24 protein-coding genes and 2 pseudogenes are annotated in these 22,648 nt (G+C 67.0%); 14 read left to right on the forward strand and 12 right to left on the reverse strand.

The window, feature by feature from the left end; translation table 11 throughout:
* Nucleotides 1-41: 41 nt before the first annotated feature.
* Nucleotides 42-1,133 (forward strand): FHA domain-containing protein, encoded by a 1,092-nt coding sequence (locus IPI67_20725; protein MBK7582610.1) that lies wholly within the window; start codon nt 42-44, stop codon nt 1,131-1,133.
* Between the two features lie 59 nt (nt 1,134-1,192).
* Here the strand turns inward: IPI67_20725 and pcnB are convergent, their stop codons facing one another.
* Entirely contained in the window at nt 1,193-2,419 is a 1,227-nt protein-coding gene (pcnB, locus tag IPI67_20730) for a polynucleotide adenylyltransferase PcnB (protein ID MBK7582611.1), read from the reverse strand.
* Between the two features lie 220 nt (nt 2,420-2,639).
* Nucleotides 2,640-4,568 carry a hypothetical protein gene (locus IPI67_20735; GenBank protein MBK7582612.1) on the reverse strand — a complete coding sequence of 643 codons (1,929 nt, stop codon included), beginning with the start codon at nt 4,566-4,568 and terminating at the stop codon, nt 2,640-2,642.
* A 72-nt stretch (nt 4,569-4,640) separates the two neighbouring features.
* Here IPI67_20735 and IPI67_20740 point away from each other — a divergent pair, with 72 nt between their 5' ends.
* The 5 genes from IPI67_20740 (at nt 4,641) to IPI67_20760 (ending at nt 10,012) form a co-directional block, all read left to right on the forward strand.
* On the forward strand, nt 4,641-5,123 hold the full coding sequence (locus IPI67_20740) for a YdcF family protein (protein MBK7582613.1): 483 nt from the start codon (nt 4,641-4,643) through the stop codon (nt 5,121-5,123).
* On the forward strand, nt 5,120-7,357 hold the full coding sequence (locus IPI67_20745; protein MBK7582614.1) for a peptidylprolyl isomerase: 2,238 nt from the start codon (nt 5,120-5,122) through the stop codon (nt 7,355-7,357). Before IPI67_20740 ends, IPI67_20745 begins: the two co-directional genes overlap by 4 nt.
* Nucleotides 7,358-7,427: 70 nt before the next feature.
* Nucleotides 7,428-8,228 (forward strand): type III pantothenate kinase, encoded by an 801-nt coding sequence (locus IPI67_20750; protein ID MBK7582615.1) that lies wholly within the window; start codon nt 7,428-7,430, stop codon nt 8,226-8,228.
* A gap of 90 nt (nt 8,229-8,318) precedes the next feature.
* The gene (locus tag IPI67_20755) at nt 8,319-9,320 is read left to right on the forward strand and encodes an iron ABC transporter permease (GenBank protein ID MBK7582616.1); all 1,002 of its coding nucleotides are present in this window, start codon (nt 8,319-8,321) and stop codon (nt 9,318-9,320) included.
* 146 nt (nt 9,321-9,466) lie between these two features.
* Nucleotides 9,467-10,012: a hypothetical protein gene (locus IPI67_20760; GenBank protein MBK7582617.1), complete on the forward strand. Its 546-nt coding sequence runs from the start codon at nt 9,467-9,469 to the stop codon at nt 10,010-10,012.
* 1 nt (nt 10,013) lies between these two features.
* Here IPI67_20760 and IPI67_20765 read toward each other — a convergent pair whose 3' ends face one another.
* Together IPI67_20765 and IPI67_20770 are read right to left on the reverse strand one after the other, a co-directional pair.
* Complete coding sequence (locus IPI67_20765; protein ID MBK7582618.1) at nt 10,014-11,507, reverse strand: hypothetical protein; 1,494 nt, start codon at nt 11,505-11,507, stop codon at nt 10,014-10,016.
* A gap of 14 nt (nt 11,508-11,521) precedes the next feature.
* Nucleotides 11,522-12,040 (reverse strand): GNAT family N-acetyltransferase, encoded by a 519-nt coding sequence (locus tag IPI67_20770; protein MBK7582619.1) that lies wholly within the window; start codon nt 12,038-12,040, stop codon nt 11,522-11,524.
* A 172-nt stretch (nt 12,041-12,212) separates the two neighbouring features.
* Here IPI67_20770 and IPI67_20775 point away from each other — a divergent pair, with 172 nt between their 5' ends.
* The 4 genes from IPI67_20775 (at nt 12,213) to IPI67_20790 (ending at nt 13,882) form a co-directional block, all read left to right on the forward strand.
* Nucleotides 12,213-12,854, forward strand: coding sequence for a glutathione S-transferase N-terminal domain-containing protein (locus tag IPI67_20775; protein MBK7582620.1), 642 nt, complete (start codon nt 12,213-12,215; stop codon nt 12,852-12,854).
* Nucleotides 12,855-13,009: 155 nt separating this feature from the next.
* Nucleotides 13,010-13,273 (forward strand): type II toxin-antitoxin system RelE/ParE family toxin, encoded by a 264-nt coding sequence (locus IPI67_20780; GenBank protein ID MBK7582621.1) that lies wholly within the window; start codon nt 13,010-13,012, stop codon nt 13,271-13,273.
* Nucleotides 13,257-13,568, forward strand: coding sequence for a hypothetical protein (locus tag IPI67_20785; GenBank protein MBK7582622.1), 312 nt, complete (start codon nt 13,257-13,259; stop codon nt 13,566-13,568). Before IPI67_20780 ends, IPI67_20785 begins: the two co-directional genes overlap by 17 nt.
* 119 nt (nt 13,569-13,687) lie before the next feature.
* Nucleotides 13,688-13,882 carry a hypothetical protein gene (locus IPI67_20790; GenBank protein ID MBK7582623.1) on the forward strand — a complete coding sequence of 65 codons (195 nt, stop codon included), beginning with the start codon at nt 13,688-13,690 and terminating at the stop codon, nt 13,880-13,882.
* A gap of 493 nt (nt 13,883-14,375) precedes the next feature.
* On the opposite strand, the gene IPI67_20795 is transcribed toward IPI67_20790, so the two are convergent.
* The 5 genes and pseudogenes from IPI67_20795 to IPI67_20815 all read right to left on the reverse strand — a co-directional run bounded on the left by IPI67_20795 (nt 14,376) and on the right by IPI67_20815 (nt 17,596).
* Nucleotides 14,376-14,666 (reverse strand): helix-turn-helix domain-containing protein, encoded by a 291-nt coding sequence (locus tag IPI67_20795; protein MBK7582624.1) that lies wholly within the window; start codon nt 14,664-14,666, stop codon nt 14,376-14,378.
* A pseudogene (locus IPI67_20800) lies at nt 14,659-14,928 on the reverse strand (BrnT family toxin). The gene IPI67_20795 and the pseudogene IPI67_20800 overlap by 8 nt, the downstream one beginning before the upstream one ends.
* A 316-nt stretch (nt 14,929-15,244) precedes the next feature.
* Nucleotides 15,245-16,765, reverse strand: a complete 1,521-nt coding sequence (locus IPI67_20805) for a hypothetical protein (GenBank protein MBK7582625.1) — start codon at nt 16,763-16,765, stop codon at nt 15,245-15,247.
* Between the two features lie 365 nt (nt 16,766-17,130).
* Nucleotides 17,131-17,343, reverse strand: coding sequence for a hypothetical protein (locus IPI67_20810; protein MBK7582626.1), 213 nt, complete (start codon nt 17,341-17,343; stop codon nt 17,131-17,133).
* Nucleotides 17,324-17,596, reverse strand: a complete 273-nt coding sequence (locus IPI67_20815) for a BrnT family toxin (protein ID MBK7582627.1) — start codon at nt 17,594-17,596, stop codon at nt 17,324-17,326. Before IPI67_20815 ends, IPI67_20810 begins: the two co-directional genes overlap by 20 nt.
* 198 nt (nt 17,597-17,794) lie before the next feature.
* Here IPI67_20815 and IPI67_20820 point away from each other — a divergent pair, with 198 nt between their 5' ends.
* Nucleotides 17,795-18,262: a transposase gene (locus IPI67_20820; protein MBK7582628.1), complete on the forward strand. Its 468-nt coding sequence runs from the start codon at nt 17,795-17,797 to the stop codon at nt 18,260-18,262.
* 579 nt (nt 18,263-18,841) lie between these two features.
* Here the strand turns inward: IPI67_20820 and IPI67_20825 are convergent.
* The 3 genes from IPI67_20825 to IPI67_20835 all read right to left on the reverse strand — a co-directional run bounded on the left by IPI67_20825 (nt 18,842) and on the right by IPI67_20835 (nt 19,822).
* A complete protein-coding gene (locus IPI67_20825) occupies nt 18,842-19,162 on the reverse strand; it encodes a type II toxin-antitoxin system RelE/ParE family toxin (GenBank protein ID MBK7582629.1) in 321 nt (106 codons plus the stop codon).
* A complete protein-coding gene (locus tag IPI67_20830) occupies nt 19,149-19,391 on the reverse strand; it encodes an addiction module protein (GenBank protein ID MBK7582630.1) in 243 nt (80 codons plus the stop codon). The genes IPI67_20825 and IPI67_20830 overlap by 14 nt, the downstream gene beginning before the upstream one ends.
* Before the next feature lie 161 nt (nt 19,392-19,552).
* Nucleotides 19,553-19,822, reverse strand: a complete 270-nt coding sequence (locus tag IPI67_20835; protein ID MBK7582631.1) for a hypothetical protein — start codon at nt 19,820-19,822, stop codon at nt 19,553-19,555.
* A 673-nt stretch (nt 19,823-20,495) separates the two neighbouring features.
* Here IPI67_20835 and tnpB point away from each other — a divergent pair.
* The 3 genes and pseudogenes from tnpB to IPI67_20850 all read left to right on the forward strand — a co-directional run bounded on the left by tnpB (nt 20,496) and on the right by IPI67_20850 (nt 22,402).
* Entirely contained in the window at nt 20,496-20,864 is a 369-nt protein-coding gene (tnpB, locus tag IPI67_20840) for an IS66 family insertion sequence element accessory protein TnpB (GenBank protein MBK7582632.1), read from the forward strand.
* A 13-nt stretch (nt 20,865-20,877) separates the two neighbouring features.
* Nucleotides 20,878-21,804 carry a transposase gene (locus tag IPI67_20845; GenBank protein MBK7582633.1) on the forward strand — a complete coding sequence of 309 codons (927 nt, stop codon included), beginning with the start codon at nt 20,878-20,880 and terminating at the stop codon, nt 21,802-21,804.
* Nucleotides 21,758-22,402 (forward strand): annotated as a pseudogene (locus IPI67_20850) (transposase). The gene IPI67_20845 and the pseudogene IPI67_20850 overlap by 47 nt, the downstream one beginning before the upstream one ends.
* The last annotated feature ends 246 nt before the right edge of the window (nt 22,403-22,648 follow it).

Here is a 22,648-nt window from a genome sequence, read left to right on the forward strand (position 1 = left end):
CCCGAGCGGTCCGGGTTCCTTAGCGTGCGGGTTGATCTGCGATGATTGAGCCCGGCCTGGAAATCGGCGTGGTCTGCGGGCAGTGCGACGTCTGGGCCCCGATCGGTGCGCGCTTCTGTCCGACGTGCAGCCACGATCTTCGGCTTTTCCCGCAACAAACGCTGATGCCGCTGCGTGTCCCGTCCATCGCACCACCCAAACCGGTGTTCGAGGATGAGACCACCATGGCGTTCGAAGTGCCCGGGCTCGACGAAGCTCGTTCACAGCTGGACGAAATTGATCGAGTCTCGGTTGACGTTGGTCGAGTCCCCCGCGGGGCGCTCGAGGAGGAACGGATGGAACAAGCAAGGAACTACGTCTGCGAATCGTGCATGAGCCCTGTGCCCAGCGGCCACAAATTTTGTGGTCGGTGCGGTACGCCGGTTCCGGACCACATCCTGCACCTGCAAGCCAACTACTTCAGCGACATGCAGGATCCGGAGAAGGCGAGGATCATCGTCATCCGCGGTCAAGACGGACAAGGCCAGGAACAGGAAGGCCTGTCGTACCACCTGAAGGCCGAGCAGCACTTCGCGGGGCACGGTCAGGATCTCGATTTCTCCGACGACAAGTTCGTGTCGCCGAAGCACGCGAATTTCCTGTACCGGAACGGCGGGCTGGTGGTGCGGGACGAGGGCTCGCTGAACGGTGTCTTCTTCCGTGTGCGCGGCAGCGTCGAGGTCGCCCCGGGCGACAGCTTCTTGGCGGGCGAGCAGCTGTTCCGACTCGATCCGACGCCCAAGGCCTCGGACGGCAACGACTCGGAGGGCACGTTCTTCTATTCGTCCCCCAAGTACCCGAGCGCGTTCCGCCTCAACCAGCTGCTCGAGGGCGGGTCGATCGGCATGACCGTGTGTGCCCGGGGCAATACCCTGGACATCGGTCGTGAAGACGGCGACCTGAACTTCCCCGGCGATCTCTTCATGTCGGCCAAACACTGCTCGATCGAGGAGAAGGACGGAAAATTCGTGCTGACGGACCACGACAGCCGAAACGGGACGTACATCCGGATCAAGACCGAGAAGCCACTCAGCCACGGTGACTACTTGTTCATCGGCAAGAAGCTCGTGCGCGTCGAGATGAACTCGAACTGAGCGGCGAGGACGCGGGGCGCGGCGTGATGGCTCGGGCTCGAGCCCGCCGCGCCCGCAGCTCAGCGACGACGACGGCGGCGGCGGCGTTTGGTGGCGCCCAGGGCCGCGGAGTCGGCGCGCGGCTGTGAGCCCCACTCCGCCGTGCTCTCCCCCATGGCGCCGCGGCGGATCTCGTAGACCTCGGAAGCGAGGGCAAAGAGCGGGGTCTTTGCGAAACGTCCGGTCCGGCCGGCCTCGAGGCGCGGGAAGATCGCGACGATGCGGCGCACGGCATCGGCGATGCGGCGGGGCACGTTGAGCCGATCGATCACCGGCTCCAGGAACTCGTAGGCGGCCTCGACCCGGTCCCGCTCACCCGCCGTCGCCTCGCGCAGGGGCTCGAGCAAGAGCAGCGTCCAGAGCACCACGTCGTCGAACGGCGCCCCACGCTCTTTCGTTCGTCGGTCCAGCTCACCCAGCAGGCGCCAGACCAGGCCGTCGTCCTCCTCGGAGTCGGAGAGATAGGCCGACAGCTCGGGCAACAGCACGTCGAGCACACCAGTCTCCCAGGCCAGCCAGAACGAGCGATGTGCGGCGCCTTCCCGCAGCAGTCGCAAGAGCTCTTCGAACAGACGCGGTCGCGCTGCCATGGCCAACGAGCCTCGACACTGCACGATGGCGTCGTAGACGTCCGGCGTGATCCCGAGGTCGAGTCGCGCGCTGAACTTGATCGCGCGCAAGATGCGCACGGGGTCTTCCTTGAAGCGCACCACCGGGTCGCCGATCGTTTGCACGATGCGGTTCTCGATGTGCGGCATGCCACCGACCCAGTCGATGACCTCCTTGTTCTCCACGTCGTAGAACAGGGCGTTGAACGTGAAGTCGCGACGGGCCGCGTCCTCGTGCGCGTCACCGAAGACGTTGTCGTTGCGAATCGGCAGATCGTCCCCGTCGCGGTCGCTCTCGTCCGGCGCGCGCCGGAAGGTCGCGGTCTCGATCACCTTGCCGCCGGCAAAGAGCACGTGCACCAGCCGAAAGCGTCGACCGATGATGCGGGAGTTCCGGAACAGCGTCCGCACGTCGTCGGGTCGAGCGCTGGTCGCGATGTCGAAATCTTTGGGGCAACGATCGAGGAGCAGGTCGCGCACACCACCGCCGACCACGTACGCTTCGTAACCGTGGCGGACCAGCCGCCGCACGACCTTCACGGCGTCGGCATCGAGGCGACCGTCGTCGAGATCGACCGGATGCCGCGTCGGACCCGCGCGCACCGCCGCCTCGGCCGCCTCCTTGCGGATCGCAGTCACTCTCGCACCGTCGCGAGGTGAGGGTTTTGGCTCTACGCGGCGCGTCACGTTCCCGGAATCCGCACCTCGTGCGGGGCGTTTGCGCTTCTTTTCGTCCGCGTGCGGAGCAGGGCGGTCGTCTACGGCCAGAAAGAACTCCTCTATCGCGGGGCGGCGCTGGCGCGCCCCGACGCCTCGCGTGGTAGCAGGCTCCCGGGGTTTAAGCCAGTCCAGGCACGGCTCAGGGGGTGTTGCTGCGGCGGAGGGGTCGCCCGGCCGAGACCGCCGCGGTCCGGCGAATGGGCGCCGCCCGGCCCAGGCGCACCAGGGCGGAGCGCAGAACTGGGTCGTCGTTGACCCCGACCTGCCCGCGGTGGGCCGGCCACTCGGCTCCCCCCATGCTCGCCTTGGCGCGCACGTCCGGACCCTGCCAGGGCTTCAGGCTGCCCACGATGCCGCGCTCGCGCTCGCTGGCCGGCAAGAGCGGCAGACTGAAGGTCGGCGAGAGCCCGACGCCCTGCAACGGCGACCCGTCGGGCAGCGAGAACAACATCGTGGTCAGGCGCAGCACCCCTGCACCAGCGACGTCGTCGAAGTACTCCTGCACACAACCCTTGCCGAAGGTACGCGAGCCGATCACCGGACCGCGATGGTAGCCGGCGATCGCCCCGGCGATCATCTCTGCGGCGCTCGCCGTGTACCCATCCACGAGCGCGGCGACGGGGGCGTGCCAAGTGTGTGCGGGTGGCGGAGTGGTGGCGCGCTGGATCTCGATTGTCCCGTCACGATGCCGCAGCGGAAACAGCGGCGCCCCGGGCAGAAGAAGTCCAATGGCTGCCACCGCGCCGTCAATCGAGCCACCGCCGTTGCCGCGCAGGTCCAGCACCATGCCAGCCAGCGGCTCGCCTTGTTCGGCGAGCTCGGTCGTCACTTGTTCGAGGTCCTCACCCAGCTCGTCGGGCACGTCCGGGATCGCAACCACGGCCACCGCGTCGCCACCGTAGCTCACACGACGCACGCTGAGCCGGTTGCCCTCCGCCGGAGCCTCTCGTGTGAGCTCGACACTCAGCTTCACCGGCGTTGGCTGCGACCTTCGCAGCACGACGACATCGCGCGTCGTCTCGCCACCGATCGACTCGAGGTGCGAGAGCTGCTCCACCTGCTCCACGCTGAGCCCAGCGGTCGACACACCGGCGACCGAGAGCACGAGGTCACCGTCAGCGAGCGGCGGAGTGGCCTCGTCGAGCACACGCACCCCGAGCGCCGTGCGAGCCATGCGCCCCCAGAGCCGCGCCTCGGACAGAAGGCCCGGATCTGCCGAGTAGAGTGACCATTCCTCGTCGATGGGCGCCCACTCACCGTGCGGATCCACCGCCGGCACGTAGGACCGAACTGCCGCCGCGAGCACTGCGCCGGTCCACTCGGCGAGCGGCAGCTCGGGCGCCAGGCGTGAACGTGCGGCGTCCACCGCAGCGCCTGCATCGGCAAATTCGAAGGCAAAGCTCCCGATGCGCGCGCCGAGCTCTCGGGCGAGTGCGCGAGCCGGACGTGTCACCGGGTCGTCCTGAAACACGCTCGCCTCGGCCAGCATGAACACACGCTCACGCGACACACGCGGCGCGCTCTTGCGACCGGTGTCCAGCTCACGCCCGATCTCCGCGACCCAATCGCGCACGACGCGTGCGACCGCCGCTGCGGCGTCACACTCGGACTGCGAGTGCGGGTCCGCCTCGAGCTCGGCGAGCAAGCCGAGCGCGTGCTGCTCGAGTGAATGTTTGATCGGACTGTCTGGAGCGGCGGACCACAACCCGTGCGGGTCGAGCCAGTCTGCGGTGTGATCCGCAAACTCGCGCGCGCCGGGTGACACCGCGGGCATCGCCAACCGACCTCGAACTTGAGCCACGACGCGCCGTGCCTCGATGCAACTGAGAGCAGGCGGGTTGCCGGCCGGCAGCTTCAGTGGACGCGAGGCGCAGTCGCCCGGATCGATGGCCGGGTCGGAGACCGGTGCTTGCCCGACGGCACTTGCCGAAGGCAAAGCCGAGGCGCTCGACGCGGGCGGGCTCGGCACCCCCGGTGTGCCAGCGGAAGAGGAATCCGTGTGGCGCGCGCGGAACAGGAAAAACGCCGCCGTTCCCAGCAGGAGGACACCGAGCGCACGTCGCCGCATGAACAACCGGAGGAACTCTAGCCCGCCGCGTTGGGTTTGTCTCCGCGCGGCGATCCCCGTTACTGTCGCCGCGTGTTGGACGCGCTCGTGTTGCTCGGCTGCCGCATCGGTCCCGACGGGGCTTTGTCGCAGACAGCCGAGCGTCGCGTCGAGGCTGCCGCCCGCGCCCTTGCGGCCGGTTCGGCTCCCCGTGTCATCGTGAGTGGCGGCCGCCGCTGGAACGGGCACGCGGAGGCGGAGGTGATGAGTGAAGCGCTGCGCGCGCGCGGAGTGCCGGGCGACGCCCTCTTGCTCGAGCTGCTCAGCCTGTCGACCTGCGAGAACGCACGCTTCAGCGCGGCGCTGGCCCGGGAGCATGGCTTCGGCGAGCTCGGGGTCGTGACCTGTGACTGGCACATGCGGCGCGCCGTCGCGGCATTCGCCCACGCCGGGTTGGTCGTGCAACCGTTCCCAGCGCGGACGCCGCCAGCCGCGGTGCACACGCGCATCGCGCGCGCGGGGCGCGAGCAGGTCAGCTCGTGGGTCGATCGCCTCGCGACCTGGGGAGTGTCATGAGCACGAGCCGCCGCTGGTGCCACCGCGGCTGGCTGCTGATGAGCGGTGTGAGCGCAATCGTGCTGGCTCAGGCGTGCAAGAAGTCGCCGCCGAGTCCGCAAGCCACCGACGCCGCCCCAAACCCCATCGCCAGCGTAGTACCTCCGACGAACCGCGACACCGAGCTCGCGCGCATCTACGCCGCAGAGTATCGGCGCTCGAGCGGCGAGATCACCGAGGGCGACCTCGCGAATCGAGACGTGGTGATCCGTCGCCGCGCCGCGCGGGCGTTGGCGCGCATCGCGGACGATCCCGCGGTGGAGCTCCTGAAAAAAGCGCTCGCCGACGAAGACCCCGAGGTCGCGGCCTGGGCTGCTTATGGCCTCGGCTTTGCGTGCAAGGGCCGCGAATCCAAGACGGTCCGTGCGCTGGTTTCACGCGCGGCCAGCGCCAGCACGGGCGACGCGCAGGCCGCGGGATCACTGGATCTGACCCGCACACTCGCCGATGCCCTCGGGCGCTGCGGCGACCCCGAGGGTGAGGCGACGCTGCGCGCGTGGCTCGACATCGGAGACCGGCGCGAAGGCGCGGCGCTCGCCCTCGGCCGAATGGCCTCGCGTCGCAAACGACTCGACGACGCGTCAGTGGTTGCGCTGCTGGACGCGGCCAGTCGCCCCGACAAACCGGTCGAGTCAGCGCTGTTTGCGTTCACGCGCATCTCGGTCGCGGGTGATGCAATCCAAGCTCGTCTGCTCGATGTCGCCACGGACGCGCTCGGCGGGCCTGCAAGTGCGCGCCGCTCGTTTGCTGTGCGCGCCCTCGGCCGCGCGGGGCCGAAGGCCGTCGAGCCTCTCGCGAAGGTGCTCGGCAACCCGAGCTTCACGGTCGCCGAGCGCTCCGATGCTGCCCGCGAGCTCGCTCGGATCGGTGAGCCCGGGCAGGCAGCCTTGCGCAAGAGCCTGGCCACCCTCGAGCCAAAACCCGACGCCCTGACGCGGCTCGCGGGCGCAGAGCTCGCGCCACTGCAGAGTCTGCTCGATGCGCTCGAACAACCGGCGCGCGACGCAAAACCCAGCCTCGAGCGCCTTGCCAGCCTGGAGGTTCCGAAAGATCCCGAAGGCCTCGCTCGACGCATCGTACGGCTCAGATGTCGCGCAGCGGTGTTACTCGCCGGAGATCAAACGGGACACCCGAAGCTCGTGGCTTGTGATCCAAAACCCGACGGGGTGCTCGGCACGCTTGCCCTCTTGAAGGTGCTCGATCGCGGCAAACTCGTGGGGGCTCGCGGCAAACGCTGGCGGCCCCTCACCGAGAGCAAACTGCCGACGGTGCGCCAGGCGGCCATCGAGCTGATGGCGTCCCACGCCGAGGTGGAGACGCCGGCGCCGCTATTGGCAAAAGCCCTGCGCGCTCCCGACGCCGGCACCGTGGCGGCGGCGGCGCAGATCATCTCCGCGTATCCGGATCGCGCTGCGGAGAAACCCGCCAAGCGCCCGAACGTCGAAGAGACCGCCGACGACCCCGCGACACCTGCGACCACCGACAAACCTCCGGAGCCGGTCAAACCCCATCCCCTCGTCGTCGACGCACTCACGACCGCGTTCACGCTGCAGCGCCCCGCCGACTCGATCGAGGTCTGGACTGCACTCGCCGACGCTGCGGGTGCACTTCAAGTCCTCAGCTTCAAGCCGCGCCTCGACGCATTCTGCAAGGGCAACAGTCCCGTCCTGCGCGAGCACGCCGAGAAGGCGCTGCGGGTGATGGGTGAGAAGCGACGGGTCTGCAAGGCGGAAGCCAACGGCAAGGTCCCGGCGGAGCTGAGCGGCGCCGTGTCGTCGCCCGTGAAGCTGGTGTTCGAGACCGACGCGGGGGAAGTGACCCTCGAGCTCGATCCGGCCCTCGCGCCCGTGGCCGTGACCCGCTTCGTGGAGCTCGCCCGCGCGGGATTCTTCGTCAACGTACCGATCCACCGCGTGGTGCCGGGCTTCGTGGTGCAGCTCGGTGATCCGGGCGGGGATGGCTACGGCGGAGCCGGCAAAGAACCGCTGCCTTGTGAGACGAGCCCCGCGCCCTTCGATGCGCTCTCGGTGGGTGTCGCGCTGGCCGGGCGGGACACGGGCTCGAGCCAGCTCTTCGTCACCCTCGCGGCGTTCCCGCACCTGGACGGAGACTACGCGCTGATCGGACGCGCAGAGCCCGGCTGGGAGAAAATCGCGCAGGGCGACGTCGTGCACAAAGTCCGTGTCACACCCTGATCAGAGCGAGCCGCGCACCGGCGCAGTCTTGTAGACGACCCGGCAAGTCCGAGTCTACGCTGCGAGCGCCGTGCTCCTCGCCGTCGACATCGGAAATACGAACATCGTGTTCGGACTCTACGCCGGACACGAGCTCCTGCAGACGTTTCGCATCGCCACGGTGCACACCCGCACCGCCGACGAGTACGGCGTGCTCTTGCGACAGATGCTCGAGCTACGCGAGCTCGATCCGCGCAAGGTGCAGGCAGCCATCATCGCCAGCGTCGTGCCGCCCCTGACCGACGTGATGTCCGAGGCCATCCGCCACGCGCTCGGCCGTGTCCCGCTGGTCGTGGGCCCCGGCACCAAGACCGGCATCGCCGTGGTCTACGATCACCCCCGCGACGTGGGCGCCGACCGCATCGTGAACGCGGTGGCAGCCTTCGAGCGTTTCCAGAGCGGGGCCATCATCGTCGACTTCGGAACGGCAACCACCTTCGACTGCATCTCACCCAACGCCGAGTACCTCGGCGGTGTGATCGTCCCCGGCGTGCGGGTGAGCCTGGACGCCCTGCTCGGAAAAGCCGCCAAGCTCTCGCGCATCGAGATCGCCGAACCGCCGCGGGTGGTGGGTCAGAACACGACGCACGCGCTGCAGTCGGGCATCGTCTACGGCTACGCATCGCTGGTCGACGGTCTGGTGAGAAAGCTCCAGGCGGAGCTCGGGTTTCCGTGCCGGGTGCTCGCAACAGGCGGCCTCGCCACGCTGATCGTCAAGTACTGCGAGACGGTCGAGGGAGTCGACGATCACCTCACCCTCGAGGGCCTGCGCATCTTGCACGAGCGCAACACCAAGAGCGAAGGGCAGCAGCGCGGACGCGCGGCCCAATAGCGGCAGTTCGGCGACTCGGGTGCAGGCGAAGATGGGGTGCCCCAACAGTTCGTGCCGCTCGGCAGGCAACGAGGGGCAGAGGGCAATCGCGTGCGCAAGTCGGCGCTGACGCTCGCCCTGTTCGCGGGGCTGCTCGTGGTCACCGTGCTCATCGCCGTGCGCTTCGGCGCCGAGCCCATCGACCTTGGTCGAGCGTTCACCGATCCCCAGAGCCTCGATGCAACCATCCTCTTTTCCGCGCGCTTGCCCCGCGTCGCGCTCGCGTGCCTGGCGGGCGGTGCGCTGTCGGTGGTGGGCGTGGCGTTTCAAGCACTGTTGCGCAATCCGCTGGCCGATCCCTACGTGCTCGGGGTGTCGGGCGGTGCGGCAGCCGGAGCAACGCTGGCAATCGTGGCCGGCACGAGCGCGTTTTCGCTGCTCGGCGCCGCGCTCGTGCCCGCCGCCGCGCTGGTCGGCGGGCTGCTCGCGACGTTCCTGGTGTACGCCATCGCGCGGGCCGGCGGTGAGATCAGCGGCACCGCGATTGTGCTCGCCGGAGTCATCGTGAACGCCATCGCGGCGAGTGTGATCACCTTCATAAAGACGCTGGTGTCGGCTGCCAAGGCACAGGAGCTCCTGTTCTGGCTGATGGGTTTCCTCGACGTGCCCTCGACGCCGCAGCTCGTGGTGTGCAGCATCTGGGTCACCGCCGGTGTACTCGGCATCATTCTGGACTCCGGCCGACTCAACCTTCTGGCGCTGGGGCGCGAACCCGCGGCTCACCTGGGCGTCGACGTCTCGCGGCTCGAGCGACGAGTGTTCTTTGCGGCCTCGGCCATCACCGGGGCCATCGTGAGCCTCACCGGCTTGATTGGGTTTGTCGGTCTGGTGGTCCCGCACGCCGTGCGCCGCCTGCTCGGTCCGGACCACCGCGTCGTCGTGCCGGCGTCGCTCTTGCTCGGCGCAACCACGTTGGTGTTGTGTGATCTGGTGACGCGCGCGCTCTTCCGCTGGCTCGAGACGGAGCCGCCCGTCGGCGCCGTCACGGCGCTGATCGGCGGACCGCTGTTTCTGGTGATCCTGTTCCGCAGCCGCCGCCACGCGCTCGAGTGAGAACGCGGGGTTCTCCGCGCACCCGCGTACGCGATGCGAAGGACTCGCGCCGCGAACTGGTAGTACCACTGCGGTCGAGCTTGTTGATCTTTGCGGGTTTGCCGACCGGATTCCCACGGCATGAGTCCTGCAACTGGTTCAACCACATGACCCGACTCGTCCGGCTTGGTGGGGCGCGCCACCTGCTCATCCGCCTGCCCGTCCCCGCAGTTCCGCTGTCATCCCTGACCCCCAGCGAGCGCGCCGTCGTGCTCCTGGTGCTCGAGGGCGCGAGCAATCGCGACATCGCAACGGCACGTCAGACCTCGCAACGCACCGTCGCGAATCAGCTGTCGTCCGCCTACGGCAAACTCGGTGTGCGGTCACGCTCCGAGCTCGCGCGTACCCTCTCGGGCTCCGAGGGCCAACCCAACGCCGCCGTGAAAGAGCTGCTCACGGGAGCCTGGACGCTGGTCGAGCAGGTTGCATCCAGCGAACGCCGCTGGGTCATCGCCAGGCCCTCCTCGAACCCGCTTCGCGCCGAAGAACGCCAGGCGCTCGAGCTACGTGCGCTCGGGAAGACTCTGCGCGATATCGCCAGCACGCTCGACACCAGCGAGCCCACGGCGTCGCGGCTCGTTCAGCGCGGCATGCGCAAGCTCGGGATCCGTTCGGTGGCGGAGCTGGCGCGAGTGCTGGCCGACTGCGCCTGAGTCACTGCCCCAGCTCGTCCGCTCCCAGATCCGGCGCGCCGACGCTGTGCGGTTTCCCGTCCAGGTCGACTCCAGCTTCGGGGACGACGACACCTTGGTCGATGGCGTTGGCTGCGCTGCTCTTCAAATGAAAATCGCTGCCGGCGGCGATCAGGTACGCGAGCGGGGTCGATTGCAGGTTGTGATCGACCGTGCCCTGCGCACCGTCGCGCTGGGTGATCTTGTTCGTCAGGTTGTTCTGGATCACCGCCAGCGTCTCGGCAAAGCGGTAGTCGATGGAGCTGAAGGCCTTGGTTGCTCCCGTGCCGTGCAGCACGGTGTTGTGGAACACCAGCGGCTTCTTGGCGATGTCGAGCTCGATACCGGTGTCGTAATAGGCGTGGTTGGCCCACACGACGTTGTTGCGGATCACCCCATCGTAGTGGGCGAGCTTCGCGCCAGCGTAGGGGTTGTCCGGGTAGACACGGTCCCCCGTGCCGCCCCCGAGCCCGAAGCCAATGCCCCTCGCGCAGTCGATGATGGTGTTGTTCTCGACCAGCGTGTCGCGCGCCCCCTTCCAGAAGTGAATGGCGTGTTCGGCCAGCCCGCCGTTGTCGCAGTAGATGCCCTCGAAGCGGTTGTTGCGCACGACCCACTTCCAACCGGCGTGCACGTCGATGCCTCCGGTGTAACAACCGCCGCAGCAGCTCTCCACCTTGGGCCGACCGGCGGCGGTCATCACGAACTCGGAGCACTCCACGCGGCCTTCGTCGATGTAACCGGGGGTGCTGCCGTTGGGGTTCACCTTCAAGAACTGCTCACCGTTGTCGATGAGCTTCGCGGCGTAGACCCGCAGGTTCTTCACGTCGACGTTTGCGCCGGGTGGGTAAGCGTGGATGGCGTGGTCGACCGCATGGGTCAAGGTCACGTGGGCGATGGTGACGTCGCTCGCGCTCACGGCAACGAGCTCGTTCACGACGTATTTTCCGTCGATGGTCACCTTCGAGGCGTCGTTGGACGCGGAGCGCAGGCTGACTCCCTTCTTGGAGAGCTGCAGCGTCGAGCTGATGTTGTAAATGCCATCAGCGAGCAAGATGGTGCTGCCCGCGGCTGCGCCTTGCACGAGGGAGTGCAGGGTCGGGCCGTCCGACGGTTTTGCGTTCACGACGGTGCCGGTCGCGGCCGCCAACGCGGGGCACGCGAGGTTCGTGCTGCCGCCGGTTCCACCGGTTGCGCCGCCACCGCTCCCGCCGCTCCCGCCGACGCCAGCGCCGCCGCCGGTCGCAGTCGTACCGCCGCCCCCGCCCGCGCCCGCGCCCGCGCCACCCCCAACGTTCGAGCCGCCGGTGTTCACGCTGCCGCCGCTGTTGGTCCCACCGGTGTTGACGCTTCCCCCCTTCCCGCCGCCGGTGCCAGCCCCACCGCTGCTCGACCCGCCGCTGCCACCGCCACCGTCATCCGAGCCGCAAGCGAGCGCGATGAACGGAAGGACCCAGACGAGAGATGAGAGTCGCATCGAGGGCGAGGATATTACGGGCCGACCCAAAGGGCCATGTAGACGTCGTCGAGGTACGCGTTCGGGCCGAGCTTCAGCCTGCGCGTCTTGCGTCCCTCTTCGACGAAGCCGAGGGCTCGATACAGCGCGAGCGCGCGATTGTTCGACGAGCGCACCTGGAGCTCGACTTTTTCGACGTCCGGGTTCGAGCGCGCCCAGCGCAAGAGCTCGTGCATGAGGGCCCTCCCGACGCCTCGACGTTGGTGGCCGTCGTGCACGGCGATCGACAAGCGCACGACGTGCGACGTCGCCGCGAGCGACAGCGGCTCCAGGCACGCATGCCCGACGACCTCGCCCGCGTGTTCTGCGACGAGGTAGTTTCCGCGGCCGCCGTCGTTGAGTTGAAGAATCAGCTCTCGAAGCCCATCGGCGTCGATCTCGTCGGGCCGCGCCGCGAGCAGACCCGGAACGCTTGCGATCGTGCGCTGGGCTGCCGCGAGCCCCGGAGCGTCGTCCGGTCGTGCTCTTCGAATGTGAGGGTCGTCCAGGGGCATGAGCTCCTCATATCACTCGTCGCGCATGGCCCGACACCGCGGGCTATCCGTCGCCATCTCCCGCGTCGACGTCGCCATCCCCCGCACAGCAAGGAGATTCATCGCTTCCACGCAGCGGTTCCGCGTCTAAAGTTGTCGCCAAGCTCGAGGAGCTGAACGGAGAGCCCGCCGCATGAAACTCGTGTCCTTTCCCACCTCACCGTTCGCGCGCAAAGTTCGCATTGCCGCCATCGAAGTGGGGGTGGCCGACCGCCTCGAAATCGTGGACGCCAATCCGCTCGCCGACGACGGCGTGGTGGCCGGGCATAACCCGCTCGGAAAAATCCCGGCGCTCGTTCTCGACGACCGCACGCTCGTGGACTCGCCGCTGATCTGCGCCTACCTCGACAGCCTCCACGATGGCCCGAAGCTTCATCCGGACGGTGACTGGCGCGCGCTCCAGCTGCAGGCGCTCGGCGACGGCATGATGGACGCCACCGTGTTGCGGCGCCTGGAGATGCTGCGCCCCGAATCGCTGCGCTCCGCGCACTGGATCGCGCGCTACGAAGCCGCCGTGCAGCGTACGCTGAGCGAGCTGACCACGCACGTGGGCGCTCTACGCGACAGCGTCACCATCGGCAGCATCAGCGTGGGTTGCGCGTTGTGGTACCTCGATCGTCGGTACGCGGAGTTGAACTGGCGTGACCGTGAGCCCGACCTTGCCGCCTGGTTCGAAGTCTGGAGCGCCCGCCCCGCCGCCACGGCGACGGCTCCACCTCCCGGCCATCCGGGGGCCACCGAAGCTCTGCGAAACGCCGGCGACACACCGCGCTGACCTGTCATCGATCTGGCTAGCCAGCGTCGCATCTGGGGACGCAACTTGACATAGTTATCGCACAAGATAATAATTGACTGGTGAGTTTCATCGTCCGCGAGTATGTCGAGGACGATGGCCGAATCCCCTTCAGGGATTGGCTGAGCCATCTGGACATGGCGGTTCGCGCTCGCGTGCAAGCGCGGATCCTTCGGTTCGAAACCGGCAACCTTGGCGACCACAAGGAAGTGGGCGGCGGGGTGTGGGAAGCGCGACTGGACTTCGGTCCGGGATACCGCCTGTACTTTGGGAGGAGTGGTCGCGAAGTGGTTCTGCTCTTGCTCGGCGGCGACAAGAAGTCACAGAACAGGGACATCAAGCGAGCTCGAGAACTTTGGCGCAAGTACGCGATGGAGTTGAGGCATGGCAAGACGAAGTAGAGACTGGAACGAGGGGCTGGCCGAGGACCTTCAGGATCCGGAATTTGCGCGACAGTTTCTGACGTCTGCGGTCGAGGAGGGCGTCCCGTTGAAGATTGCGCTCGCGAAGGTCATTCGTGCGACCGGCGTGAAGGAATTCTCAGAAACTGTCGGGATGCCCAGCCCAAATGTACTGCGCGCGATCAACCCCAAGCACAATCCAACACAGGAGACGCTTGAGCGCCTCCTGAAGCCCTTCGGCCTCCGAATCGGATTGGCGCAGATCAAGACGCGCCGGAAAGGCCGCGCGGCGTAGCGCTTCCCCGCACTGGCTACGAGACACGTTCGCCCGCGAGCAACAGAGTGCGAGGCGCCGCAGAGGTGGGCGAGTGCCGATGCATGTTGACCCTGAGAGCGCGCGTACGAAACGGACGCTTGCGGCTGGACGAGCCGTATGAGGCGCCTGAAGGTACCGAGGTCGACCTGGCGGTCATCGATGACGGGGACGAACTCGACGATGAAACGCGCGCCCGGCTGCATGCGGCGCTGACGCGTGGGCACGAACAGATGGCGCGCCGCGAGGTCGTGCCCGCAGACGAGGTGTTGTCGAAGCTCGGCACGCGCGGATGAGTCGGTATCGGGTCGAGTTCGCGAGGGACGCCCAGGAGCAGGCCGACGCAATTCAGCAGGGGTGGTTGAAAAACGGCCCGCTGCGCCGGACATGTTCAAAGAAGAGCTTCGCGCCGCCGTGCGATTGCTGGAGGATTGGCCCGAACTCGGAACGGAGTCCAACGCTGCGCCCATGCCTGGCGTCCGGCGCGTCGTGATCGGGGCGTCCCGTTATCACGTGTACTGGGAGGTGGATGCCGTCACCAGAACCGTCACGATCACCGCTGTGTGCTACGGCGGCAGGGACGCAGGGCCACCGCTGTAGCGTGGAAGCGGCTGTTTAACGAGACACACGTTCACCCGCGAACGCCGCGCGTCAAGTCGTCAGTCGGCACGGCGCAACGCACGCGGGAGAGTGCGGAAGACAGAGTGGTCGCCCGCGGCCGCAGAACGGACGGTGAAGTCGGCGGGCCGGCGTTCGGCGGGTGCAACGTGAGTTAGACAGCGGTCGGGACTACGCAGCGGACTTGAGGTTTTCCCGGATGATCCTCGGGTGGCGGGCGGCGATGCGCAGCAACGCGATCGCTGGGCCTTCAGGTTGCCGTCGGCCCTGCTCCCAGTTGCGAAGCGTATGAACGCTGATGCCAACAGCACGCGCGAATTGCGACTGGCTCAGCCCCACGAACTTGCGTAATGCGACCACGTCATCTCCAGACTCGAACAAGCCGGCAATCAGACGTCGGCGAACGCGAGCTGGAATGGCGCGTGCGAAGTCCCGTTCGGTGAGCTCGGGGATGTCAGTCATGGGTGCCTTTCAGAGAAGAGCGGCACAAAGAGCGTTCCCGTTTGGACGCCCATCGGGCGCTGATGATGCGAACGATGTCCTCGTCTTCCTCCGTGTGGACGACGAGCACCAAGCCGCGTTTGATCGGACCGATCGCCGTGAACCGATCCTCGTCGTCGGAGTGCGCCTCGTCGAAGATCACGAGGTACTCGACGCCCGACGCGAAGAGTTCGGCGGCCTCTTTGAAGGAGACGCCGTGCTTCTTTTGATTGGCTGCGTCCTTCGAAGGGTCTCACGTGACCTCCACCGAGCCAGAGTAAGCCAATGGCTTAGTCAGTCAAGGGCTGACGCTCGCAGTCCACGCATCGAGCGTGAACACGTGGAAGGCTTTCCTCCGGCTGTATAACGAGACACGCTCGCACCGGGCGCCGTCAGTGACCGAGAGCCCGGCGCAGGCGTCGGTCGTGGTGCGTTCGGGGCCCTTCGGCTCTCCCGCCCCGTTCTGGCACGCAGAAATGGCGAGCCCGAACACGAGCCAGCATGCGAGCCGTGAGCTTTGGCGCTTATCGCACGAATTGCGTCTGGCCATACGGCGCCCCTCAGGGCGTGCCCTGGATCACCACGTCGTCGATGGCCCAGAGCACCGGCGTCGTCGGGCTGACGTGGTCGGCATACCAGCGCGCCCTGAACTTCTTGTTCGCCGGGAATGCGCCCTGCGGGATCACGAATGTACCGACCGCCGGCTGCGACGTGTCCGTGTGCATGAAGTCGTAGAGGGCCTGGTCCTCCCACCCCATGACCAGGTCGAGGTCATCCACGATCCCGAAAAAGGGCATGATCCCCCCGCCGCCATCGGAGCTGGAGCCGCTCAGCACCTGTCGGAACGACACGGTCACCTTGCTGCAACCGGAAGCGTCGAGCCATGGGGACACGAAGCCCGCGGTCAACCCGACCGTGGCGACGCCCGCGCTCTGGAAGCGAACGTGGCCCGCGCCCGACCCGATGGCACCCAAGTCCCAGACGATCTTGAAGTCCGAGGTCTGAGTGGGAGGCAGGGGTGAGCCAAAGGCTCCCCACGCCGTTCCGGTGAACGGGGAGCTGTCGAAGCTCTCACTGAGAGAAAGCGCGCAAGTCCCACCGCCGCTCCCTCCGCTGGACGTTCCGCCGCTGCCGCCCGAGCCGGTCAAGCCGCCGGTGCCGCCGCTCCCGCCGGTGCCGCCGCTCCCGCCGGTGCCGCCGCTCCCGCCGGTGCCGCCGCTCCCGCCGGTGCCCGAGCTCGCGAGCTCGCACTTCGTCTTGTCCTGTTTCGAGGCGGCACACGCCTGCAGGCACTTCGCCGCGGTGGGTTGGCTGCAGTAGCAGGCTCCGGCGTTCGCGTACGTGAAGCCCTTGGCGGCCTTGCAGCAATCGCGCTCGCACTTGGTGCAGCCGCCCATGAACTCGAAGCCCGCCTTGCTCTGGTAACAGTCGAGCAGGCCGTACTCGGGCGCGTTCGCGCACCAGCATGCACCGGAGCTCGTGCCACCCCAAGTGTAGGGCGGGAGAAGGTTCTGCGGCGTCGCCGAGTTGCAGCAGGTCATCCACGCCTTCGGGTCGCACGCGCAAGGATCTCCCGCCGTCTTCGCCTCACCGGCCTTCGGCTTGGCGGCTCCGTACGTGGAGAAGTGGCTCGTCGCGCCCACGACGGCGGTCCCGTCTTCCGTCGTGCCCGAACCCGGAACGAGCACCCACTCGCCGTCGATGGCGATGGCGAGCTGCGGCGCATCGCCCGACGTAGCCGGCGCGTCGAGCTGGAGGCGCAGAAAGACGGGGGCCTCGAACGTCGTGCCGTGCGGCAAGAGATCGTAGGCCGGCCCGACGCCGCCAGCGGGGGGCGCGGCGGCGGACGCCACGCTGAGCGACGTGGCAGACGCGAGTGCCCCAGCAGGTACGTCCAAGCGTAGCCGACCGTCCGCGGACGTCAGCGCGCCACCTTCGGGCCCGATGGTCGCGGTCCGAGTCGTCGAAGCGCCCGACCCCGGGTCCGGCTCCGAGGAGTCACTGCAGCCCGGGCCGAACGCGAGCCCGAGAGCCGCCGCAATGATCGTCACGCGAGCCCAGCGAACGTGGAAGATGCCCATGGGTATTATCTCCAGCATAAAGGCTGAGCTCCTCGCCGGGCAACCCGAAGAGGCTGCGCGAGCGCCGGAACCTGAATGCGCTCAGAGCCGACGACGGCTGGGGCTCGGCAAGACGCGGCCGGATGCGCGAGAGACGTTCGAGCTCAACCGTCGGCACGGCGCTGTGCGCTCGAGGCGCTGCGCTTTCTCCGCTCGGAACAGAGGCTGCATAACGAGACACACGTTCACCCGCGAACGCCGAGCGCCAAGTCGTCAGTCGGCAAGGCGCTGCAGACGCGGGCGAGTGCCGCATCAGAATGTTCGCCCGCGGAAGCGGAACGGACGGTGAAGTCGGCAAGGCCGGCGTTCGGCGGGTGCAACGTGAGTTATACGCCGCCCGCCTTCTTGCGAGCCTCGAGTTGCAGACGAAGTGCGTCGTTCACCGCTTGGGCGGTCGGAAAGTGTTTGGCGAGCTCGGGATCGAGCACGACGACGTTGGTGCCAGCCGCAAAACGGCTGGCGTACTTGCCGCGCACGCCTTTCGAAAAGTCGTACTCAGGCAGCAGGTCTTCGTCCTGGTCATCCCGCTTCGTAGTCATGACGCTCTCGACGTGTGGCCAGTCTAGCACTGATGAGACGGGTGTTCTCGTCCCGCTCGGCGTGGACGACGACCACCAGATTCCCGGAGAAGGTCACCCCAATGAGGACGAATCGGTGCTCCTCGATCGAGTGCGAGGGGTCACCGATGGTGACCGAGAGGGGGTCGCCGAACGCCGTCGATGCCTCCTCGAAAGAAACGCCGTGCTTCTCGAAGTTGGCGGCAGCCTTGGCGTCGTCCCACTCGAACTGCATTGCCAGCGGAGTGTGCTTCGGTTGATAGCGCAGGACAAGCGGTGGAGCTTCATCGACTGCGGGCGGATAAGCATCATAGCGGGATGGTGTCGCAGGTCGAGCCCGCGGCGATGATCGCGAGGGGAGAGTGGCGTCCAGAACCCCCGACATCCACCGTTGAGTTGTCACGCAAAACGACAACGCCGGAGGAGGACGCCAATGGATAGGTACATCGGTCTGGATGTGCATGCCAACAGCTGCACGGTGGCGGTGGTGGGACCGAGCGGGCGCAGGCTTGGCACGCAGGTGGTGGAGACGAACGGGGCGGCGATCATCGAGGCAATCCGTGCCATCGCGCGGCCTCGACACGTCTGCCTCGAGGAGGGAACCCAGAGCGCGTGGCTCTACGAGGTTCTGTCGGCGCACGCTGACGAGCTCGTGGTGATTCAGGAGAGTCAGCGCAACCAAGGGCAAAAGAGCGACAAGCGAGATGCCTTCGCGTTGGCGGATGGGCTTCGGCTCGGCAAGTACGCCTGCCGGGTGTTCAAGGCGCCGCGGCAGTACTCGCGGCTTCGAGCACTGGCTCACACCTACGAGATGATTCGCGGGGACGTTGCACGGACGAAGAATCGCATCAAGGCCGTGTACCGGTCGCGTGGGATCGCGACCCAAGGAAAGCGAGTCTAAGGACCGAGCCGCCACGAGTGGGTCAAACAGCTACCGTCTGCGAACCAGGCCGCGGTCGAGCTCCTGTACCGCGAGCTCGATCACCTGGTGGAGCTGAAGGAAGCCGCCGGCGCCCAACTGGTTGCCGAGTCACGTCTGCACGCGGTCAGCCGGCTCCTCGAAACCGCTCCCGGGTTCGGACCCGTTCGGGTGGCACGCCTGGTTCCGGTCGTGGTTACACCGAACCGCTTTCCTTTCAAGACGAAGGCGTAACTGCTTCAGCACCAGCACCGACCGCAGAATCAGGAGCACCGAAGGAATGCTTCGACCTACTCGACACGTCCATGCCGAGCCCCACACGTCGACACCGCGACGCCGCGACCTCAGCGTCCAGCGGACGGACAGATCTTTCCTTGACGTCGCCCGCTATAGAAACGGAACCACGTTCACCCGCGAACGCCGAGCGTCAAGTCGTCAGTCGGCAAGGCGCAACAGACGCGGACGAGTGCCGCATCAGTTTGGTCGCCCGCGGAAGCGGAACGGACGGTGAAATTCGCCATGGCTGGCGTTCGGCGGGTGCAACGTGAGTTAGGCGGCAGCTCACTGCGTGATCCGAGCTGCCCAGTACAACGGCTCACGACTGCTGTGCGCGACCGCGACAACCAAGACATGGTCGGCGAGCTCTTGGTACGCGATCTTGTAGGGAAACCGATCCGCAACTACGCGTTGAATCGGCGGAGATACCTCGCCTGGGATTCCCGGCCAGAGCGGCCAAACCTGCGGCGCCCCCGAAATGATGTCGAACCACCTGTAGACCTCTTCCAGGAAAGCGTCGCCCAGACCACTGCGCTGGTCGTCGTACCAAGCAGCGTCCTGAAAGAGCTCCTCTTCGGCTTCGGGATGGAGCTTAACGCTGAGCACGACGCGCTTTGAGACGATTGGCGATCCGCTCACGGGCAACTTCGAGATCGACGGGTTTCACTGTCCCCACAGAAACCTCACGTGCACGGCGCGCGATCTCCACGGCCCAAACGGCGTCGAGATCGGCGTCTTGCGACTCGTCCAGACTACGGAGCAAGTCCTGAGCCAGCTTGGCTCGTTCTGCTCGCGGTAGAGCGAGCACGGCGGAGAGCAACTCGTCGGAACTCACGCCAGGCAGGATAGCTCAGATCTCCGCGCGATCAACGTCTGAAGGCGCTAACTCGTCAGGCGGCTCCGCTGCCAGAGCGGTGCAACCACGAGGGGCCCAACTGCAATCACGTCGAGCACCTCGGTTTCAGCGAGGGCAACCAGATCACCGTGGACGATGATTCATGCACCGTGCGGGATCGGCCGCGGGCATGTCGGGCCCGCCACCAGGTGCGCCTGCATGTACCGGGCCGGACCGGATAGCGAGACCGGGTACGTCTGGGTGCCGAGCCCAAACTCGACGGTGTAGTCGCCGGGCATCAGACTCGTTCGAAGCTCGCCGACCGCTTTTTGGACGAAGTGTCCGTCGTCATCGCCGAGCCAGATCTCCGTCTCAGGATTTGAGGCGCTGATCACGAGCTGGTGGTAGACGGCCTTCGAGAAGTCGCTCATTTGTGCCCCGTATGCTGCATTCTATGAGCGGGACTAGAGAAGGTCGATTCTCATCGAGTGGTCCTTCAGTCCGCCTAACGGAACCACGTTCACCCGCGAACGCCGAGCGTCAAGTCGTCAGTCGGCAAGGCGCAACAGACGCGGGCGAGTGCCGCATCAGTGTTGTCGCCCGCGGACGCGGGACGGACGGTGAAGTCGGCAAGACCGGCGTTCGTCTGCTGCAACGTGACCCATCAGCGACACCGGGATGATTTCCGCGGACGTGGCCGCCAGGCTCGGCTGCGAAGCGGAGGTTATCAGTGGCAAGTGGACGGAAGATCGAGGACGAGGCAGAGGCGCGCCGGTGCCTGGCCGCAGCGAAGCGGAAGGGCCTGAGCGCCGGAGAGTGGGCCCGGGCGCACGACATCGACGGGCGGTCTCTGAATGCGTGGCGGGTGAATCTCGAGCGACGGGACCCAGGCGCTCGGCCGCGACGGCGAAAGTCGAAGGCGGAAGCGATGGCGCGCGCTTTGGTAGAACTCGTTCCCGCTTCGCCGAGCGTCGCCGTGGCTGGCAGGGGTCGATACGTTCTCGAGGTTGCCAGGGCTCGGGTGGAGTTCGGCGACGACGTTTCGGTCGAGACGCTGCACCGGGTACTCGAGGCTTTGCGCTCGTGCTGAGCCTTCCTCCGACGGTGCGCGTGTTCGTGGCGGTGGCCCCGCTCGACATGCGCGGCTCCTTCGACGCTCTCGCCGGCGCCGTGCGCGGCATGGGGCTCGATCCGGTCGACGGCCACTTGTATCTCTTCCTCAACAAGCGCAGGCGGATCGCGAAGGCTCTGTGGTTCGACGGGTCGGGCTGGTGTGTTCTCGCCAAGCGGCTCGAGGCTGGGAGTTTTCAGCTTCCGCTGCTGGACGGCGACAAACCGCAGGTGGTGATCGACGGCTCGGCGTTCGCCTCGCTGCTGGCCGGGATCGACTTCACAGCGGCGCGGCGCGGCTGGTACCGGCGGCCTCGATTCGAAAAAGCACGCAAGGGGATCGACACGGATCTCCAAGTATGATCTCTACTCGTCCGTGGACGGCCTGGAAGCGCTGCGCAAGGAGAATGCAGAGCTCCGCAAGCAGAGCGAGGCCCTCCGCGCGCAAGTCGCGCAGCTCATCGCCGAGCTCGCACGGCTCAACGAGCGCGTCTCGGAGCTGCTCGCCGTAGCACAGCGTAAGCAGCGAAAGGCTCCTGCCCCCGGCGCTGCAGCGCCGCCCGTTGCTCCGCCCGTCGTCGAGGGAGAAGCCCGGCGCGCTTTCGAGGATCGCCCCAAGGCCCCCGACAAGCCCGCCATCGAGCCTCCGCCGAAGAAGAAGGCGAGGCCCACGGGGCGCAAGCCGATCCCCGGCCACCTCGAAGCCGAAGAGCACGAGCTCCGCCCCGATGCGTGCGGCGAGTGCGGCGGCGCTGCCCTGGACGTTGTCGACGAGCTCGTCGAGGAGAAGCTCCACGTCGTCAAGGAGCACCAGCGCCGGCGCGTGGTTCGTCGCTACACGTGTCGCTGCCGCGCGTGTGGCGAGCGCACGACGCTGCGCTCTCTGCCTGCGCCCTACGAGCGCTCGAAGGTCACGTGCGAGTGGCTCGCGTGGCTCGTCTACCAGAAGTTCTGGCTACTCACTCCGCTCGACCGCATTCGGCGTGACCTCGCCGAGCGCGGCATTCCCGTCGCGATGAGCACGCTCGTGACTTTCATCGAGCGCGCTGCCGACCTGCTGTCGGGTGTCGACGGCTTGCACTGGAAGCAGCTGCTCGCCGGCTCCTGGATGGCCACCGACGGCACCGGGTTGAAGGTCATCATCAAGAAGCTCCCGCCGCGCACAACGGCTATGTGGAGCTCTATCGAAACCACGAGGTCGCGGTCTTCCAGTACAGGCCCGACAAGAGCGGCCAGGTCGTCGCCGCGAAGCTCAGGCCCTTCGAGGCACCCTCACCGCCGATGCCGAGCATCGCTTCAATGAAGTCTTCGTCTCAGGCCGTGTGCTCGAAGCCGGGTGCAATGCGCACGGCCGCCGCAAGTTCCGCGACGCAGAAGACACCCAGCCGGTGCTCGCTCTCGAAGGCGGCAAATTCCTGGGCGCGATCTACGGAGAAGAGGGAGAGGCGCAGAAGCTCGGCCTGGTCGGAGAGGCTCTCAGAGAACATCGCCAGCGGTGCATTCGCCCCATCGTCCAGGACTTCGAGCGCTGGCGCGACGCCGTCGAGCCGACGCTCTTGCCCTCCGAGCCGCTGGCGGCGGCGATTCGGTACTACAAGAACCATCGGGACGCGCTCTTCCGCTTCGTCGACGACCCGCTGGTCCCCATCGACAACTCTCCCACCGAGCGCGAGTTCCAGAACGTCGCCAAGCTGCGCCTCAACATGCTTTTCGCCGGCAGCACAGAAGGCGCCCACCGCGCTTGCGTGCTCCTCGGCATCATCGCCACCTGTCGGGCTCAAGGTGTTCCCGCGCAGGCCTATCTCACCTGGGCATTCGAGCGCCTCGGAACCCACCGCGATGTCTTCGCGCTTCCGCTCGAGGCCCTGACCCCGGTCGCGTTCAAGAAGACCCTCGGCTGAGCCCCACGCACGATTCCACGCGCCGCGCATCCCGGCGTCGCTGATCGGTCACGCTGCAACGTCCTTATGGCCGCTCCGTTCTGCTTCTCAGACTTCTGCTCAGACCGGAGGATGGAAAGCGGGACATGCACCCGCGGGCTACGAATCTGCAACGTCGAGCAGTTGATGCTCTCTAACTCGCATTCGAACCCGTGGGTGTGCCTCGCCTGTAACGAATCCTCAGGGGAAGCCGCTCGAACCGGCTCA

The organism is Myxococcales bacterium (genome assembly GCA_016706225.1).
Lineage (GTDB): Bacteria > Myxococcota_A > Polyangia > Polyangiales > Polyangiaceae > JADJKB01.